The organism is Methylobacterium komagatae, from assembly GCF_042661665.1.
Classification (GTDB): Bacteria; Pseudomonadota; Alphaproteobacteria; order Rhizobiales; family Beijerinckiaceae; genus Methylobacterium; species Methylobacterium komagatae.
On sequence record NZ_JBHSWN010000001.1, the window covers coordinates 2,044,525 to 2,062,399 of the forward strand.

Sequence of the window (17,875 nt, forward strand, 5' to 3'; positions counted from 1 at the left end):
AGGGGCGTCAGAAGCCGGGATCGTCGCCGAACAGGTAGTCGGGATCGCGGCGCCGGGGGCGGCGGGGCGCATCGTCCTCGCCGAAGGGGGAACGGTTGGTCTGGCCGGGCCAGGGGCGATACGGATCCTCGGGAGCGCCGTAGCCATAGCCGTAGGTATCGGCGCCGGCCCGGCGGTTGCGCTGCTGCGCGGGCCGGTCCCCGAACGGATCGAGCAGGTCGGGCTGCGCGCGCTCGCCGGTCATGTTGCCGAGATAATCGCCGCGGACATCCGCGCCATCCTCGGACCCGGCGAGGTCGCCATCCTCGGAATCCGGCCGCATCGCGTAGAGGGTCTCGCGCGGGATCAGCTTGTAGCGGGTGTCGGTCATCTGGCCGCCCCCGCCCAGGCGGAAATGTTCCACGAAGCTACCCGCGCCCGGCGTGCCGCTGCGCGGATCGACGGAAACGTCCGCGATCAGCGGCCGGGTTTCGGGGGAGGGGCCGCGCAGGGGCGTGCGTGGGATACCGTTGGCCCAGGCCGCCTGGAAGATCGCCCCCGCGATCGGCACCGAGACGTGGCCGCCGGTCTGGCCGCGCCCGAGGGTGCGGCGGGTGCCGTCCGCGTTGTCGTAGCCGACCCAGACCACCACGGTGATCTCGTTCGAGAAGCCCGCGAACCACGCGTCGTTCTCGTTCTCGGAGGTGCCGGTCTTGCCCGCGACGCTGTTCGAGAACTTGGACAGGGCGGCGGCTGTCCCGTGCTGCGTCACGCCCTGGAGCATGGTCTTGAGCTGGTAGAACGACACGCGGTCGGCCGAACCGATCCGCACCGGCTCGCGGTCCGAATGGGTGAAGACCGGCTTGCCGTCCTTCTCCACGGATTCGAGCGCATAGGGCGTGGGGCGCACGCCCTCGTTGGCGACGGCCGCGTAGAAGCCCGCGAGGTCGAGCATCCGCACCGGCTGCGCGCCGAGGACGAACGGATAGTATCGCTCGCATTCGGCGTAGATCTGCGCTTCCAGGGCGATGTCGCAGACGCGCTTCAGGCTGTCCGGGGCCTTGGGCGCGATGCCGCCCTGAAGCAGTCGCGCGGTGACAAGGTTCTTCGAGAATTCGAGGCCCCGGCGCAGGGTCGTCGGGCCCGAGCCGCCGCCCTCGTAGTTCTTCGGCGACCACGAATCCCCGGCTCCTCCGATGGGCGGCAGGGTGACGGGGCTGTCGAGCACCAGGGTGTTCGGTTGCAGCCCGGAATTGAGTGCTGCCAGATAGGTCAGGGGCTTCAACGTCGAGCCCGGCTGGCGCACGGCCTGCGTCACCCGGTTCAACTGACTGAGCGGATAGGAGAAGCCGCCCGCCATGGCGAGAATGCGCCCGGTCTTGTTCTCCAGCACCAGCGCGGCGCCCTGCACGCCAGGGCGGACGCGGATTTGCGCGCGAGGGGCGCCGCGCCCTTCGGTCAGCTTCACCCGAACCACGTCGTAGAGCTGAAGCTTCCCGCGAGCGATGCCGGGATCGAGGGTCGCGATGCGCCCATCCTCCAACCCGACCTTCACCCCGGCGCGCCCGTTTTCCAGCACGACGGCCAGCGGCCAATGCACGTCGTAGAGCACCGGCCGGGCGCTCTCCAGCGCCCGCCGCCACGCGGGCTTACCGGCCACCGGCATGGAGGCGGCGGCCTTGGCCGCCCGGGTAGGCTTGCCCTTCTCGGGCTTCGTGCTCTGCTCCGGCTTGGCCGGCGCATCGGGCTTGGCGCCCGTCACCCCCGGGAGGGCCTGGGCCGAAGCTTCCGGTGCGGGGGCGGCGGCCTCGATCCGGCGGATGCTGTCGGCGAGGTTCAATTCAGGTCCGGCGAAGGTCTGGCGGCCGATGCCGCGCTCGTAGGTCGCGAGCCCGTCCTGAAGAGCGGTCTCCACCGCGCGTTGAAGCGGCGCGTTCACCGTCGCCTTCACAGTGAAGGAGGCGGCGGTCAGCGAATCGAGGCCCGCGACCGTGCGCGCCTCCCGCGACAGGTAATCGACCAGGTAGAAACCGGAATCGCGCCGGGCGATCTCCACCGGCTTGAGGCCGAGATCGGCAATATTCGCCTTGGCCATCTCGGCTTCGGTGATCACGCCCTCTTCCTTCAGGCGCGCGAGCACGTAGGAACGGCGCTCGCGGGCGCGCTCGGGATATTTGTCGGGGCTGTAGAAGTTCGGGCCCTTCGGCATGCCCGCCAGCAGCGCGGCCTCGGGCAGGGTGAGCGCGCCCACAGGCTTCCCGAAATAGCTCTGCGCCGCCATCTCGATGCCGTAGGCGCCCCGGCCGAGATAGATGCCGTTGAGGTAGAGGCCGAGGATCTGCGGCTTGGTGAGGAGCTTTTCGAGCCGCGCCGCCACGATCATTTCGCGGATCTTGCGCTCGTAGGTGACGTCGTCGCCGACCGAAAGGTTCTTTACCACCTGCTGCGTGATGGTCGAGCCGCCCGCCGGACGCCCCGGTGAGGCGAGGTTGGCGATGAAGGCGCGGATCACGCCACGCTCGTCGATGCCGTGGTGGCTCTCGAAGCGCTTGTCCTCGGCGGCGATGAACGCCTTCTGGACCAGGGTCGGCACGGCGTTGATCGGAACCACGAGGCGCCGTGCATTCGGCTCGAAGGTCTCGGCGAAGGGCTTGCCCGAGGCGTCGAGGATGCGGCTCATCCCCGGCAGGGCCTTGTCCCGCAGGGTCTCGGCGGCGGGCAGATCCTTGGTGGCGTTGTCGTAGAACTCGATCACCGCCTTCGCGTCGAAGGGGGAGTTCGGCGGGTCCTCGCCCTTGCAGAACTGTTTGTAGCTCGTGTTCAGCTCGTTGATGTCGAGCCCGTGCAGGATCTTCGGCGCGGATGGACCCGCCACCGTGGAGGGATCCTCCATCGCCGTCGAAATCAGATCATCGAGGTTGATATCCTCGATATCGAATGCCTTGCGCATGTGGGCGCAGCCATCCCGCAGGATGCGGATGACCTCCGGCCCATCCTTGGCGGGGTCGAATTGCGTCCGCAGCGAGTCCGGCCGGGTTGTGACCTGGCTCAGCGTCAGCGCGGTGGCGAACAGCTTGATGAGGATGATGTTCATACAGGCCGGGGCGGCGGGACGCGGTGGTCGGCAGGACGTTGAGGTGTCCGAGCTCGAACAGGGCGTGCACAACGCGGCTGATTTATGATGAGCCGCGGATGTCGCCCGCGCGGTGAGCCGCGAACATGGCGGGCTTGTGGCGCCGCGCCGTCGCGGCTAAGTTCCGCGCCCCGGACAGAAAAAAGGCCACCCCCGAAGGAGTGGCCCGAAGTCTAGGGAGGAAACGCCCAAGAAGGGCAGCAGGACCGCGACGCCATCGCGTTCCTGCGATGCAATAAGTACGATGATGCGCTGCACCCAGCAAGAGACGGGGTGTCGCGCCGGCATTGCGCCCAGCGCATGGCTTGGCCGTTTCAGGGCGTCGGCAAGTCTTCCGTGAGCCGATCGATAGATAAGAGATAGGTGATCAAGACCCGCTGGTCGGCCTCGGTGAACCCGGCGGGCTCATCCGCCCAGTACCCATGGCCCTTTCCGGTTGCCCGTGCCGTGCGGGCTTTCTCCGATCCCTCGTTGGCCGCAACGATCCTATCCCGGATCCGCCGGTCGATCAGGGCGCGCAGGCTGTTTGCCGGATCGGGAGACACGCCCTTCTCCAGGGTACCCGGCAAGCCAAGATCCTTCTGCGCATCCGGCCCCACGGCGACGCCGGAATCGTGCAGGTAAGGGGCACTCCACGCGAGGCCGACGAGGTTCGGCACCTTGTACCCGCCCTCGGTGCCGCCCTGTCCCCAGGCGAGCAGCAATTGCGGAAGCTTGTCCTCAGGTATCGGAAGGGGAACGAGCTTCGGATCCGTGGGCAGGGGGAAGGGCGTGTCCGTAGCGAACATCCCGGGGGCTGCAAGCCGCGCCTCCATCTTCGCGCCCGCCTTGGCGCGGGTCGGCTCGGTGCCGATATCAGCGGCGGGGATGACCCGGTGATTGGTCAGGGCGGGGCCGGAATGGCACCCGGCACAGCCCGCCCGCTCGAACACGGCCCGGCCCTGGCGCACGCGCTCGGGATCGGCCCCAACCTGCGGTGGGCGCAGCAGGTTCTGGAAGGCCGACATGGCGTTGTTGGCGTGGTTGGCCGCCTCGCCGGGTACGGAGGCGAAGAGACCGTTATCGGTCATGTAGTTCGTGGCCGGGTAGGTCGGCAGCACCGCGTAGCTGTTGAGGCCGGGGGCGCCCGGCGTCGGGTCGGCGGCGTTCAGCACCTCGGAGGGCCTGCGCTGACCGGCGGGATCGTAGCGCAGCGGCCCGTCAGGCGCACCGCGCAACAGGATGCCGAGATAGGTTTCCGGCTCCATGCCGAAGAGCCAGGACGCGGCGGCGGCGAGCTGCGTCGTATCGGAATTCGCCGCATGGACATTGTTGTTCAGCGAAGACAGGCCCGAGAACGGTCCCAACGCCTCGCGCCCGCTCCAGCTATAGGGCTCGCCATAGGCGGAAAAACTCGAAGGGATGGAGGTCGGGTTCGTCACCCGGTCTGCAGAGGAATCGAAGCTGCCGGGCGGCCAGCTTGCGACCTGCACCTTGGTCGCCGCCTCCACCGCCTTCGCATCGGGCAGACCGCCCCCTTGCCATCGCCCCCCTTGCCATCGCTGCCCTTGGCATCGGCCTCCGGCACGCTCGCATGCATGAAGTAGGCGGAGGAATTCTTCGCAAGCGCCATCAGCAGCCCGGCATTGAGGTCGGTGTTGGGTGCGCCCTCCACCACCTTGCCGCTGCCCGCATCCACCGCCGCGTGGCAGAGGGCGCAGGTGATGCCCATGCGCAGATGGCCCTGATCGTAGAAAGACTTGATCCCGATGATGAAGGCGCCGCCCTTCGGCACGTCGAGGCCGGTCGGGACCCGCTCGCCCTTCTTGTATGTCCTGTCGCCGATGGTGATGTCGTGGGCGAGCGGCACCTGAAGGTTGGTGGTGGCCTCGCCCTTCAGGGCGGCCACGGCGCGGACGACCTCGAAGGGCGTGATCGCGCCATCGAGCATGCCCATCACGTCGGTGAGGAAGACTTCATTGCCGAAGGTCTCGCGGTAGAACGCCTCCCGGCCGCGGGCGACGAGGGCCGCATCGATGGCGACCGCGCCGCTTGCAGGCGAGAGGGTCTGCCGTCCCTCCTCGGTCTGGCGCAGGGTCTGCGCTTCGGCCTCGGAGATCCGTCGTCCCAGGACGTCGAAGGCGGTGGTCAGCGGTGAACGGCCTGGATTGGCAAGGTCGGCCAGATCGGGCATCGGGGCATAGCTGAACCGGCCGAGCAGGGCTGTGGCTCCGAGCCCGGCGACAAGAACGGCGCCGGTCAGGGCGAGGGCGGTTCGGGTGCGTCCCAACGGGTGGCCTCGGTGTATCGCCGCGGGTGTCGGCGGCCTCCTTAACCGCCGGGGCACGGGGAAGTTCGCTCGGGCCAGGCGCGGGCGGGGTGCGGGCGGCGTTCCGGCGCGTTAGAAGGGGCGACCCTTCCGATCACCCACGAGCCCGCCTCCATGCCAGGAACGCCCCGCGCCGGGATCATCCCGGTCACGCCCTTTCAGCAGAACTGCACGCTGATTTGGGACGACGCCACCAAGGTCGGCGCCGTCGTGGATCCCGGCGGCGACCTCGACCGGATTCAGGCGGCCATCGCGGAACAAGGCGTCGCCGTAGAGAAGATCCTTCTGACCCACGGCCATGTCGATCACGCCGCCGGAGCCGACGAGCTCCGCGAACGGCTCGGCGTGCCGGTCGAGGGGCCGCACCTCGCGGACAAGTTCCTGCTCGACTCCCTGCCGATGACGGCGGCCCAATACGGGCTCGACCCGGCCCGGCCGGTCACGCCCGACCGCTGGCTCGACCAGGGCGACGTGGTGCAGGTGGGCGAACTGACCTTCGACATCCTGCACTGCCCCGGCCATTCGCCGGGCAGCGTCGTGTTCGTGAGCCGCGACGCGCGCTTCGCCCTCGTCGGCGACGTGGTGTTCAAGGGCTCGATCGGTCGTACCGACCTGCCGGGCGGCAACCACGAGCAGCTGATCCGCGCCATCAAGGAGAAGGTGCTGCCGCTGGGCGACGACGTCGCCTTCATCCCCGGTCACGGCCCCACCGGCACGCTCGGCGAGGAGCGCGTCTCCAACCCCTTCCTTCAGGGCTGAATCCCATGGACAAGCGCCGCATCGGCCGCTCCGCCCTCTCGGTCGCCCCGTTCTGCCTCGGCGGCAACGTCTTCGGCTGGACGGCGGACGAGGCGACCTCCTTTGCGATCCTCGACCGGTTCGTGGAGCAGGGCTTCGACTTCATCGACACGGCGGATGTCTATTCCCGTTGGGCGCCGGGCCATCGCGGGGGCGAATCCGAGGCGGTGATCGGCCGCTGGCTCGCCGCGCGCCCGGGGGCGCGCGAGAAGATCGTTCTCGCCACCAAGGTCGGCATGGATATGGGAGAGGCGGGCAAGGGCCTGTCCGCCGCCCATATCGAGCGATCCTGCGAGGCCTCGCTCCGCCGTCTGCAGACCGACCGGATCGATCTCTACCAATCGCATGTCGACGATGCCGACGTGCCCTTCGAAGAGACGCTCTCCGCCTATGACCGGCTCGTCAAAGCCGGGAAAGTGCGGGTGATCGGCGCCTCGAACTTCGAGGCGGGGCGGCTCGCACAGGCGCTCGCAGTCTCGCGGGAGAAGGGGCTTCCGCGCTACGAATGCCTTCAGCCGGAATACAGCCTCGCCGCGCGGGGCTACGAGGCCGAGCTGGAGCCCCTATGCCGGGCGGAAGAGATCGGCGTCATCGGGTATTTCTCCCTGGCGGCGGGCTTCCTCACGGGCAAGTACCGCGAGGCCGGGGCGGCCGCCGGGCGGGCACGGGAGAACCGCGTGGCGCCCTACCTCAACCCGCGCGGCTTCGCGCTCCTCGACGTGCTCGACGCGGTGGCGCGCGACCACGGGGCAAGCCCCGCCCAGGTGGCACTGGCCTGGATCATCGCCCGGCCCGGCATCACTGCTCCCATCGCCAGCGCGACCTCCGTGGCGCAACTGGACGAGTTGCTGGGCGCAGCGCGGCTGGCCCTCCCGGCCGAAGCCATCGCCCGGCTCGACGCGGCAAGCGAAGGCGGGATCGGCAACGCGGGGTAAGCGTCCACAGGCTGCCGAGAACGCGTGCATGGCCGGGCGATGTCCGGCCATAAGTGCGTGCATCGGCAGCACAAAACCCCTATATTGGGCGAACAGGAAGCATGAGCAGGCTGGCGCCTCCGCCGCGTACACGCACAGCGCGAGATGTCCGCCGCCTGCCCGAGGAAGTTCATGGCCGATACACCCGAGACCCAGCCCGCCGAGTACGGCGCTGAATCAATCCGTGTACTCAAGGGGCTCGACGCGGTCCGCAAGCGCCCCGGCATGTACATTGGTGATACCGACGACGGATCCGGCCTCCACCACATGGTCTACGAGGTGGTCGACAACGCCATCGATGAGGCGCTGGCGGGCCATGCAGACCTCGTGACCGTCACGCTGAACGCCGACGGCTCGGTCACCGTCACCGACAACGGCCGCGGCATCCCGGTGGACATCCACAAGGAGGAGGGCGTCTCGGCGGCCGAGGTCATCATGACCCAGCTGCACGCGGGCGGTAAGTTCGACCAGAACTCGTACAAGGTCTCCGGCGGCCTGCATGGCGTCGGCGTCTCGGTGGTGAACGCCCTCTCGCAATGGCTGCGACTCCGCATCTGGCGCAACGACCAAGAGCATTCGATGGAGTTCCGCCACGGCGACGCCGTAGCGCCGCTGAAGGTGGTGGGCCCCGGCGAGGGTAAGCGCGGCACGGAAGTGACCTTCCTGCCCTCGACCGAAACCTTCACGATGATCGAGTTCGATTATCCGACGCTGGAGAAGCGCCTGCGCGAGCTGGCCTTCCTCAATTCAGGCGTGCGGATCGTGCTGACGGATGCCCGCCACGCGGAGAAGAAGCGCGAGGAGCTTTACTACGACGGCGGCATCGAGGCCTTCGTGCGCTACCTCGACCGGTCGAAGAAGCCGATCGACGGCATGACGAATCCGGTCGTCGTCCGCGCGGACCGGGACGGGATCCGGGTCGAATGCGCCTTCTGGTGGAACGACTCGTTCAACGAGACCGTCCTGCCCTTCACCAACAACATCCCGCAGCGGGATGGCGGCACGCATATGGCGGGTTTCCGCGCCGCCCTGACCCGTCAGATCACCGGCTATGCCGATAGCTCCGGCGTGTCGAAGCGCGAAAAGGTCTCTCTCACCGGCGAGGATTGCCGCGAGGGGCTGACCGCCGTCATCTCCGTGCAGGTGCCGGACCCGAAATTCTCGTCGCAGACCAAGGACAAGCTCGTCTCGTCCGAAGTCCGCCCAGCAGTGGAGAACGTGCTGAACGAGGGGCTCTCGACCTGGCTCGAAGAGAACCCACAGCAGGCCCGCGTGGTGATGAGCAAGGTCGTGCTCGCGGCCTCGGCCCGCGAGGCGGCGCGCAAGGCGCGCGAAACCGTGACCCGCAAGGGTGCGCTCGACATCGCTTCGCTGCCCGGCAAGCTCGCCGATTGTCAGGAGCGTGACCCGACCAAATGCGAGATCCTACTGGTCGAGGGCGACTCGGCCGGCGGTTCGGCCAAGCAGGGGCGGGACCGCGCCTTCCAGGCCGTTCTTCCGCTGCGCGGCAAGATCCTCAACGTCGAGCGCGTCCGCGCCGACCGCATGCTGTCCTCGGCCGAGATCGGCACGCTGATCACGGCCCTCGGCGCCGGGATCGGCCGGTCCTCGACCGACCGCGAGGGCTTCAACCCGGATAAGCTGCGCTACCACCGCATCATCATCATGACCGATGCCGATGTGGACGGCTCTCACATCCGCACCCTGCTGCTGACCTTCTTCTTCCGGCAGATGCCGGAGCTGATCGACCGCGGGCATCTCTATATCGCGCAGCCGCCTCTCTATAAGGCCGAGCGCGGACGCCGGGCGATCTACCTGAAGGACGAGCGGGCGCTCGAAGATTACCTGATCGAGCAGGGCGTCGAGGGCGCTGTGTTGCGTCTCTCCACAGGCGCCGAATTCGCCGGGCCGCAGTTGCGGGCGCTGGTGGACGAAGCGCGTGCCTTCCGCGGCATCCTCCAGGGGTTGCACACCCGCTACGACCGCTCGGTGGTGGAGCAGGCCGTGCTTGCGGGCGCCTTCGAGCCCGACCTCGACAACAGGCCCGGTGAGGCCGAGGTTCTGGCGGACATGACCGCCAAGCGCCTCGACAACATCGCCGACGAGATCGAGCGCGGCTGGCAGGGCGAGACCGCCGAAGGCGGCTATCGCCTCAGCCGGACGCTGCGCGGCGTGAAACAGGTGGCGACGCTCGACGCCGGGCTCGTCACCTCACAGGAGGCCCGCCGCCTCGCGGAGCGCGCCGATGCGTTCCGCGAGATCTACGGCGAGGCCGTGACTCTCGTGCGCAAGACGGACGAGACGGTGCTCCACGGGCCGGTCGGCCTGTTCGAGGCGGTGATGGCCTTCGGCCGCAAGGGCCTGCAATTGCAGCGCTACAAGGGCCTCGGCGAGATGACCGCCCAGCAGCTCTGGGAGACGACGCTGGACCGCGACGTGCGCTCGCTGCTCCAGGTCAAGGTGAAGGACGCCACCGATGCGGGCGATCTCTTCGTCAAGCTGATGGGCGATGTGGTCGAACCCCGCCGGGAGTTCATCCAGGAGAACGCGCTCACCGTCTCGAACCTCGACGTGTGAAGTGAGCATCTGTAATTTCTCAGTAAAACATGTCCCGGGAAGCGATTTATTTGGACCGATTTACTGAGAAGCCTGACCCCGGTGGCATATCCGCCGGTCGGCACAAGCTGGGAGAGCATTGATTCAGAGATGCTCTTCGCTGTCAACGTCGACCTTTCGTTGGTGCTTTGGGAGACCGACATCCAACGCTTCGAAGGCGGTTACCCGCTGAGCGCCGTGGCCACCGAGGCCTTCGGGGTATGGATCGCCTAGGTCCGGGACTTTAAGACCCCGACGTTCCGGTTGACCCGCCGGGGCGTGGACTCGGATGCTTCGGAATCCGGGCATTGTGCGATGTCATCGATCCCGGGTGCTCCCGCCTTCGAAGCGCGACGGGTTCCGGTCCGCCCGGGACGAATGCGGTCTCCGGCATCCCTCTCCATTTTGCCGGGGCGCGGGATCACCACCGCGTCGTGGACCATCTCAAGCTTACGGAGGCCCTCGATCAGCTTCGGGTGCTCCTCCGTGCGGAACGAGTCGTCCCATACGAACGGGATCAGCACGCGCCATTTCGGGTCCACGCGGTAGAGCGCCGCGTCGGCCGCGATCTCCTCGACGATCTTGGCGAACGATACGCCCGCCCGGACGAACTTCACCTCGATGACCAGGCCCAGGCTCGGTACGGTCAGGTCCATCCGAGGGTTCTTGTGCCCGACCGGCGGCGTGTACTCCTCCGCGTTGAGGTCGGGGAAGAGCGGTGCCAAGGTCGTCCAGAGCAGGTTCTGGACGTGGTACTCGTTCTCGATATCCCAACGGACCAGCGCTGACCTGGGCGTGCGCGGTCGCTCCTCCCAGGTCCAGAGCCGCAACGACCGCTCCACGCCCTGCAGCACCCGCAGGACGTCCCCTGGTTCGAGACGCCCGAGGCGGGCCGGCATGTTGGTCTCGCACAGGGCTTCGAAGGCCCGGAGGGTTAGCGCCGCCCGCGCCGGGTCGCCCATGGCGGGCTCGAAGCGCAACACGTTACGCCAAGCGGGCCGTCGGCATTCCGCGTCGGCCGGGACGATGCCGAGATCGGCGAGCGCGACCCGTGCCTCCGGCAGCATCGTCGCGAGGTCGCGCCGGGCGGGCGCTTCGAGGATGTGTGCCGCCGCGACCATCAGGGAACGGTTGAGATCCGAAAGCCCCGCGGCCGTGGCGCCGCGCACCACCAGCGCGCCGAGCCACGCGGCATCGCGGCGGTGGAGCAGGCGGTTCACGCCCAGCGCGAGGCCGAGGGCGGACAGGCCGTCGGCCTCAAGGGTCGGTGGCAGATGCGGCCTGAACCAGCTCCGCGCCCCGAGCCACGCGACGCCTTCGCGGAACGTACCGGAGAACGCCTCGGCAAGTCCCGGGTCGGTCGCGCCGTAGCCGAGGATCGCCACGTGCCCGGCGGAGCGACCACCCGGCGACCCGAGGGCCACCGCGGCAGCGGCGGCGAGATCCCCCATCGGACCCGCGGCCCCGAGGACCCAGGCCCGAAAGGCCTGGACGAGGGGGGACGCGTCCCCTTCACGGGAGGCGGCCGCTAGGCCGGCCCGGATGTCGGCGACGCCGGGCCCGTCGCTCAGAGGAACCACGGCTTCCTCATCACGCGACCGCCCTCGGCGGCATCCGCGTCCCAGCCCGGCGTCCGCTCCAGGCCCGACAGCTGCTTGGCGATCTCGTCGGCGTAGACGAGCGGGATGGGCAGGCCGGACGGCCCGAACGTGCGCCAGGAATGGAACGCGAAATCCGACGCCTGACGCACGAGGACCGCCATGTCCCGATAGGTCGAGCTGTCGTGGAGGCGGAGGAGCACCGGACCGGGCAGGCCTTGCGAGGCCGACTTCACCTCCTTGCGTCCTGTCAGCGAGAGGAGCCACTCCCGCTCGCTCAATCGCACCGCCTGCCCCCGCTCCGGCGCGAAGGCGCCCTTGCCGTCGGGCCAGGCGCGGTCGAACAGCGTGAACGGATGATCCTCGACGACGTGCAGGAACGCGAAGCTCACGTTCGTCGCCCCGATCCCCGCGACCGCCGTCTCGACGGCCTGCACCGTCTCCCGGCTGAGCTGCGTGAACGCGTGGAAGACGAGCCTCACCGCATCGCCGGGACGCCACGCCTCCTCCCGGCCGATGCGCCCGATGGCGTCGACGATGCTGTCGCTCAACGCGGCAGGGAAGGCCTCGAACGGAACCGCCCCCGTCCGGGCGTCGAGGAGATAGTGGCCCTGGCTGGAGAAGACCGTCGCGATGCCGACGAACCGCTCGCCGGGGCCGCGGCGACCCTCCTTGACAGTGTGCGACCCCAGCCCGACGACCAGTTCATGATCGGTCGGCGAACGCGCGACGAGCAGCCAGGGAGCGCCGCCGAGCTTGGCGTAGGTCGCCAGGCTCATGTTGGCCAGCGCGTTCGCGTACCCGAACGCGTCGAGGCCCAGCATCTCGGTCGAGAGCGCCTGGACCGGCACGTCCCGCTTGAGGAAGGTCGCCTTGCTCATCCAGTACGGGCTATCGGCGTGCGGCCGCTCCTGCAGGGCCCGCTCCACCTGCACCATCGCGAGGTCCCACGGCTCGTCGCGCGCCGCCGCATCCCTGAGGGCGGTCCGTGCGGCGTCGGCATAGGCCGGACCGCTGCGACCTGCGGCCTCGAAATAACGGATCTCGGGCTCGTCCAGCCTGAACCGGCCGAGCAGCCCGCCGCCGTGGGGGACGAGGCCCGTTTCGCTCGCGATGTCGGGCCTGCCGTGCAGGAAATCTTGCATCGCAGCGGCGACCTCGTCGCGGCGTCCGGCCTGGTGAAGGACCGCGATGCGCGGCCTCTTCGGCTCGAACGTCTGCCGGTCGAACGGTCCGATGCGGTCCAGGCTCTGCTGCTTCCAGCCGTTCGAGGTCTCGGACGAACGGACCGGGTCGAACGACAGCTTCGGTCTCCACACGGCCTCCGCGGGCGGGAAGGAGGCTGCGTCGACGGCTTGGTCGAGCAGCCCTCCTAGACGGAGCGGGACGCCGTCGGCCAGGTCCATCGCCCGGTTCCCGAGCTGGGTCAGCACCCCGTGCACGATCTCCATGGTCCGCGCGCCGCCATGCCACTCCGCCTCGGCTCTCTGGACCGCCTTGAGCGCCCGCTCGGACTGCCCCTGCGTGATGACCTCGACCACCTTGTTGAAGTTGGCGCGCGTGGGTTCGAGGAAGACCTCCCCACTCGACACGACGGAGGGGCCGGCGCCGTGATCGTCCAGGGTCAGCGTGTCCCGCCCGACCTCGACGACGCGGCCCGCGTAGGCGAGCCGCCGCGACACCTTCGGGTCGGGATCCTCGCGCCAGGACGAGACCGCGGCGCCGGTCAGCGGCACGCCGAGTTCGAGGAGCGTCCGGCACGACGCGTCGATGATCGTGCGCAGCCGCTTGGCGCAGGTCAGGACGACGTAGGCGTCGCCCCGGGGCGGCCGCAGGATGCGCGTGTCGAACTCCAGGACCAGCCGCTTCCTCAGCCAACCGGGCAGGCCGACGTCCTCGGCGAGGACGTTCTCCCGCTTTCCGGCGACGGTCGGCGGCCTCCTGCGGATCAGGAGGCCGGCCTCCGGGGAGGCCGCGAGCAGCCGGAAGACCGCCTCGCGGGTCAACGCCGACACGAGCCGAAGGTGCTCGGCCGCGGGCAGTTCCATCCTGTCAGTCGGGAGGTTCGCCCCGGCGATGAGGGGCACGACCGCCATGTCCGTCCCGTCGTGCCGGGTCGCGAACACGTCGTTCTCCGGCCGGTCGAGGTAGGCGTGGAGCAGCGCACGGTCGAACGGGACCACCGAAGCCGGGATCGAACCCGGAGGCGTCAGGACGCGGATCGCGTTCAAGGCGAGTTGCGGGCGGACCCTTTCGCCGGGACGGAAAGCCATGCCGCACTATACGCGGTAGCCGCCTCCAGACGAGGCGTAACCGTCCCGAGGCGCGGCCGTCCACACCCTATGCTGTTAAAAACGGTCATTCGTCATTTGGGGTTGATGGCCCCTCGTGACGTTCTCCAGCGCCGCCCTTAGGCGGCGAGGAGCGTCCCGGGACGACGCACGGCCTGACGGCCCACGTTGGCGTCCCCGAGGGGCTGACCCCCTTCGCTCGCGGCGAGCGCCGCAAGACCTCGACCGAGGATCACCCCGGCCGCGTTCACGTCTCGGTGCTCGTCCGCCCCGCACGGGCACACGTGCCGGCGCAGCGATAGCGGCTTAGCTGCCACCGCCCCGCAATCCCGGCACTCCGCGGACGAGTTCCGCGCGTCGACGAGGATCAGCTTACCACCGGCTCTCACGGCCTTGTAGCGGACGAGCCCCACCAACTTCCCCCAGCCCGCGTCCAGGATGGACCGGTTCAACCCCCGCTTCTGCGCCACGTTCGTACCCGGCTCGTCCACCGTGCCCGCGGCCGAGCCGGTCAGGTTGGCGATGCGCAGATCCTCCAGCACGATCAGGCTGTGCTCGCGCGTCAGCTGCGCCGAGACCCGGTGCAGGTGCGTGTCGCGGGCGTTCGCCACGCGCCGGAGCTGTCGGCCGAGCCGCGCCTTGACCTTGCGCCGGCGGGCCGAGCCCTTCTTGCACCGGGCGAGCGCCCAGCGCGACACCCGGATCTCGCGCTCGCGCCTGGACGCTGGCCGGATGTTCGGGATTCGCTCGCCGGTGGACAGCGTCAGCAGCGCCTCGCCGGCAGGCGGCGTGGTCGCGACGACCTCTGAGGTCTCGACGGTGAAGCCGGCGTACCAGTGCCGCCCGACCTTCGTGAACGTCACGCCCAGGATCTTGGCGTCGCCCGGCAGCGGTCGGTCGTGGTTGAGCCGGATCGGCCGGTCCATACCCTTCAGCCGGATGCGGTCGCCTTCGTGGCGCAGCCCGGTGGCCTCCAGCAGGCCGAAGCTGCGCCAGCGCGACAGCGGCTTGAACCGCGGGAAGCCGGCCTTGCCGCCCTTCTTCACCCGGCCGAAGAAGCCGGTAAACGCGTCCTCGACGCGCTTCAGCGTCCACCGGCCCATATTCACTGGATCGGCGCAGTGGCCGTCGGGATCGTCGGCACGGATGACGGTGAGGCTCTTCTGCTGATCGATGCGGGTGATCGGCTTGCGCGCCAGACGCCAAGCGTCGCGCCGCTCCTGGAGCGCGGCGTTGTACAGGAGGCGCTGCCGCTCCAGCCGCTCGTCGAGCAGACGGTGCTGGGGCGCGGTCGGCCGAAGCTTCTGGCGGTACGTCAGGATCACACGGCAAAGCTAGAACAGATGCGGAACACGTCAAGGCCAAAACGGACGCTCATCAACCCCAAACGACGAAGAACCTTAAAAACCTTGGAGCGATCAAAGCCGAAAGCCCCCGTACGTCGACCTTCGGCACGTCGCGCGAGCGCTTCGACGGAATGCCCTTCGGCCCGGGCGCAACTCGGATGCGCCCGGGCCGAATACCTGGGGCGGCGACCGCGTCGTCGGTCGGTCGGAACATCCTGGCCCACGGGCCCCGACCGCAACGCCCGGTTCCGTACCCGCCGTGCGCGCAGGTGAGAGCAAGTTCCGGCCCGGCTCCCGGCCGTCATCGACACGGGGACGTCGAAAGTCGCCCGATAGGGTAACGGCTCCGGCATCGCGTGGAGTCATGGTCCCATCCCGCCCCGGGATGGGAAGGCCATCCCCGCGCCAACGGCGGCGCCAGCCTCGGGGGCTCGATCCGGCGTTTCGGGCACGCCGGCCGGAAACGCCCCGACGCTCCGTCCGGCGCGCTTCGGGCTCCTCGGTCAGGTCATCCGCCGTTTCCGGTGAGGACGAGCGCGTCGTGAGGCTGAACCTTCCAGACATGTTCCCCGTCGCCGAACACGCCGCGCAGGGTCTCGTCGAGGACATCGACCTCGGGGATGCGGTTGACCAACACGATAGTCGACGACCGACCCGGAACGCCGTCCTGTCCGACGACACGCGCCATCGCCTCCCGCACGGATTGCCGCCGCTGCCACCGGGCCGACTGGTCCCTGGGTGGACGCAGGTCGATCGGCGCGTGCAGGTAACGGCACGACAGATCTTCGAACAGGCGGAAGACGGACGGCCTGCTCAGCCCGGGAAGATCGAAGTACGGGTAGAGTCGGGCGTCGACCACCAGCGCGTGCCGGCTCATGGAGACCGCGCGCGTGAACGTCACGCCGTGGACGTCGGCCATGGGCAGGCACGAGACGCGGCGAACGGGACGATGATCGAAGAGCGAGAGCTGTCGAACCGGCGCCGAAGACCCTGTAAAACCCTCGGTTTCCCAGGGTGTTGTCTCGACGAGGCGGAGGAGTGGTTTGCTCACGCTTGCAGCGCTCCCAGGCCCGATTCGAGATCCAGATAATGTACCCGCAGCACTTCCGAGTGACCACCCCAAACCGGTTCGCCGACCCGGTAATCCCCGGTCAGCTTGTCCTTGTAGTCTCGGTCCTTCAGGAAAGCGCGGGCATACATCCTCGGTGCGACCCCGACGAACGGGTGGAACAGGACCTTGGCGTTGGCCCGGGCGGCCGGGACACCGGGCCGTGCGGAGCCGACAGTTCCCGAACCCTGTACGCTTGAGGGCGGTTCCCACCCATCCACACCCGTCGTGATGGCGTCGCAATGGAGGCCGATCGCCCGGCTTTTCGGATAGGGCTCGATGTACTGCACCTCGTCGATCCCGGCGGCGACGATGTGGCGGGCGCAGTAATGGCAGGGGAACGTGCTGACATAGAGCCGGCATCCCCTCGGCGAGGTGCCGGTCCGGGCGGCGGTCAGGATCGCGTCCATCTCCGCGTGGACCGCCCGGCTGAACTCGATCAGGCCACCGATCTTCGTGCGCCGAAGCTCGGCCACCGCCTGTCCTTTCTCCCTTCCCTCGGCCAAGGCGGGGTATTTGTCGATGAGCTCGCCGATGATCTCGTTCTGCTCGCGGTTGCTGCTGCAGAACTTGTCCGGCCGGAACGCGCAGCGATGGTCGGGGGCTTCCCCGTCGAGATCGGTCCCGTAAAGCCCTCCGCCCGCCCTCGGCACGTCGTTGGTGCCGGTCGCGACGATGTTCCCCTTCGCGTCCACGAGCGCCGCCCCGACCTGTCGCGACAGGCACGCGCTCCTCAGTTGGGCCGAATGGGCTTGATGCATCGCCGTCTCGGCGACGTTCGGTCTGATGACGTCCGACGCCGTGAGGATCCGCACCAGGCGCCGCAGCGGCTCGTTCATCCCGGTGTTCTTCGGGTCGTCGCCGGCATCCTTCGAATTGTCGACGAAGAAATCCGCCTCGTGGAAGGTGTCGACGACGTGCTGGCCGTGCCTCTCCGGCGCGTCGCCGTCGCGATCCATGAAGGCCGTGACGGCCCGGCGCGTCTCCTGGCGGCCCCGGTCGTTGAAGTCGAACAGCTCCCGGGTCAGCCGGCCGTGGCGGGCATCGTCGTCGCACACGACGCCGACGAGCGTGAAGGCGTCTTGGTAGATCCGGCGGAGGAGGTGCGCCTCCGCAGGATGGCGCAGGGAGTCGATGATGTAGGCACGCGGCTTCCCGTCGATCTCGCCCTCCGGCCTGCCGCTCGCCTCCGCGCGGAGGGCGCGGATGCGCGCGATGACGGCGCGGGCGACTGCCGCATTGTCGTCGAAAGCCAGCCGCATCGCGTCGCCGAGGTCCTGCATGTGCACGACGCCGGCGAGCGTCTTGCGACCGCCGGCCGGGCCGAGGTCGCGCCCGTTGTTCCGGGCCCAGGCCTTGATCTCCGCGCTCGCCTTGACGATGCGGACCTCGTATCCGCCGTCCTCGACCGACTGCGTTTCGAGGAACTCCTTGACGATCTGGGCTGCCCGGCCCGCCCCGGAACCGCCCGGTCCGACGACCGCGATGAAAAGCTCGTTCGCGCGGAAGTTCCGGAGCAGGCTCTGGCTCGTCTCGCCAGGGCGCGGGCCGGCCGCGGTCGGCAAACGTCCGGTCGTCGCTGCATCGGCCATTGGGGGTCGACTCTTGGAATGCCGTGGTCACGGCAGCAAAGCTGGAACGCCGCGGAGATGCCACGGCGGCACAGGCCTGTGAAGTGGCTATCCAGGGTCGTCTCCCACCGCCCAGCCGGTTTGGAGCATGTTCCGCTTCCCCGGACGGCCGGT

12 protein-coding genes are annotated in these 17,875 nt (G+C 68.9%); 4 read left to right on the forward strand and 8 right to left on the reverse strand.

Annotation, left to right across the window (positions count from 1 at the left end):
- Nucleotides 1-7: 7 nt before the first annotated feature.
- The 3 genes from ACFQE0_RS10000 to ACFQE0_RS10010 form a co-directional block, all read right to left on the reverse strand.
- Nucleotides 8-3,073, reverse strand: coding sequence for a penicillin-binding protein 1A (locus tag ACFQE0_RS10000; protein WP_378969266.1), 3,066 nt, complete (start codon nucleotides 3,071-3,073; stop codon nucleotides 8-10).
- Between the two features lie 353 nt (nucleotides 3,074-3,426).
- Nucleotides 3,427-4,584, reverse strand: coding sequence for a hypothetical protein (locus ACFQE0_RS10005; protein ID WP_378969268.1), 1,158 nt, complete (start codon nucleotides 4,582-4,584; stop codon nucleotides 3,427-3,429).
- Nucleotides 4,530-5,381 carry a hypothetical protein gene (locus ACFQE0_RS10010; RefSeq protein WP_378969270.1) on the reverse strand — a complete coding sequence of 284 codons (852 nt, stop codon included), beginning with the start codon at nucleotides 5,379-5,381 and terminating at the stop codon, nucleotides 4,530-4,532. Before ACFQE0_RS10010 ends, ACFQE0_RS10005 begins: the two co-directional genes overlap by 55 nt.
- A gap of 153 nt (nucleotides 5,382-5,534) precedes the next feature.
- On the opposite strand from ACFQE0_RS10010, the gene ACFQE0_RS10015 reads away from it, so the two are divergent.
- The 4 genes from ACFQE0_RS10015 to ACFQE0_RS10030 all read left to right on the forward strand — a co-directional run bounded on the left by ACFQE0_RS10015 (nucleotide 5,535) and on the right by ACFQE0_RS10030 (nucleotide 10,021).
- Nucleotides 5,535-6,179, forward strand: a complete 645-nt coding sequence (locus ACFQE0_RS10015; RefSeq protein WP_378969272.1) for an MBL fold metallo-hydrolase — start codon at nucleotides 5,535-5,537, stop codon at nucleotides 6,177-6,179.
- A gap of 5 nt (nucleotides 6,180-6,184) precedes the next feature.
- Entirely contained in the window at nucleotides 6,185-7,153 is a 969-nt protein-coding gene (locus tag ACFQE0_RS10020) for an aldo/keto reductase (protein ID WP_378969274.1), read from the forward strand.
- Between the two features lie 171 nt (nucleotides 7,154-7,324).
- Nucleotides 7,325-9,769: a DNA topoisomerase (ATP-hydrolyzing) subunit B gene (gene gyrB / locus ACFQE0_RS10025; protein ID WP_378969276.1), complete on the forward strand. Its 2,445-nt coding sequence runs from the start codon at nucleotides 7,325-7,327 to the stop codon at nucleotides 9,767-9,769.
- 81 nt (nucleotides 9,770-9,850) lie between these two features.
- Complete coding sequence (locus ACFQE0_RS10030) at nucleotides 9,851-10,021, forward strand: hypothetical protein (protein WP_378969278.1); 171 nt, start codon at nucleotides 9,851-9,853, stop codon at nucleotides 10,019-10,021.
- Here the strand turns inward: ACFQE0_RS10030 and ACFQE0_RS10035 are convergent.
- The 5 genes from ACFQE0_RS10035 to ACFQE0_RS10055 all read right to left on the reverse strand — a co-directional run bounded on the left by ACFQE0_RS10035 (nucleotide 10,018) and on the right by ACFQE0_RS10055 (nucleotide 17,695).
- Nucleotides 10,018-11,367: a PD-(D/E)XK nuclease domain-containing protein gene (locus ACFQE0_RS10035; protein ID WP_116655373.1), complete on the reverse strand. Its 1,350-nt coding sequence runs from the start codon at nucleotides 11,365-11,367 to the stop codon at nucleotides 10,018-10,020. The genes ACFQE0_RS10030 and ACFQE0_RS10035 overlap by 4 nt on opposite strands.
- Entirely contained in the window at nucleotides 11,355-13,658 is a 2,304-nt protein-coding gene (locus tag ACFQE0_RS10040) for an argonaute/piwi family protein (protein WP_210254052.1), read from the reverse strand. Before ACFQE0_RS10040 ends, ACFQE0_RS10035 begins: the two co-directional genes overlap by 13 nt.
- A 137-nt stretch (nucleotides 13,659-13,795) precedes the next feature.
- Nucleotides 13,796-15,001, reverse strand: a complete 1,206-nt coding sequence (locus ACFQE0_RS10045) for an RNA-guided endonuclease InsQ/TnpB family protein (protein WP_116655371.1) — start codon at nucleotides 14,999-15,001, stop codon at nucleotides 13,796-13,798.
- Nucleotides 15,002-15,530: 529 nt separating this feature from the next.
- Nucleotides 15,531-15,941: a hypothetical protein gene (locus ACFQE0_RS10050; protein WP_116655370.1), complete on the reverse strand. Its 411-nt coding sequence runs from the start codon at nucleotides 15,939-15,941 to the stop codon at nucleotides 15,531-15,533.
- Nucleotides 15,942-16,069: 128 nt separating this feature from the next.
- The gene (locus tag ACFQE0_RS10055) at nucleotides 16,070-17,695 is read right to left on the reverse strand and encodes an anti-phage dCTP deaminase (protein ID WP_378969282.1); all 1,626 of its coding nucleotides are present in this window, start codon (nucleotides 17,693-17,695) and stop codon (nucleotides 16,070-16,072) included.
- Nucleotides 17,696-17,875 lie beyond the last annotated feature (180 nt).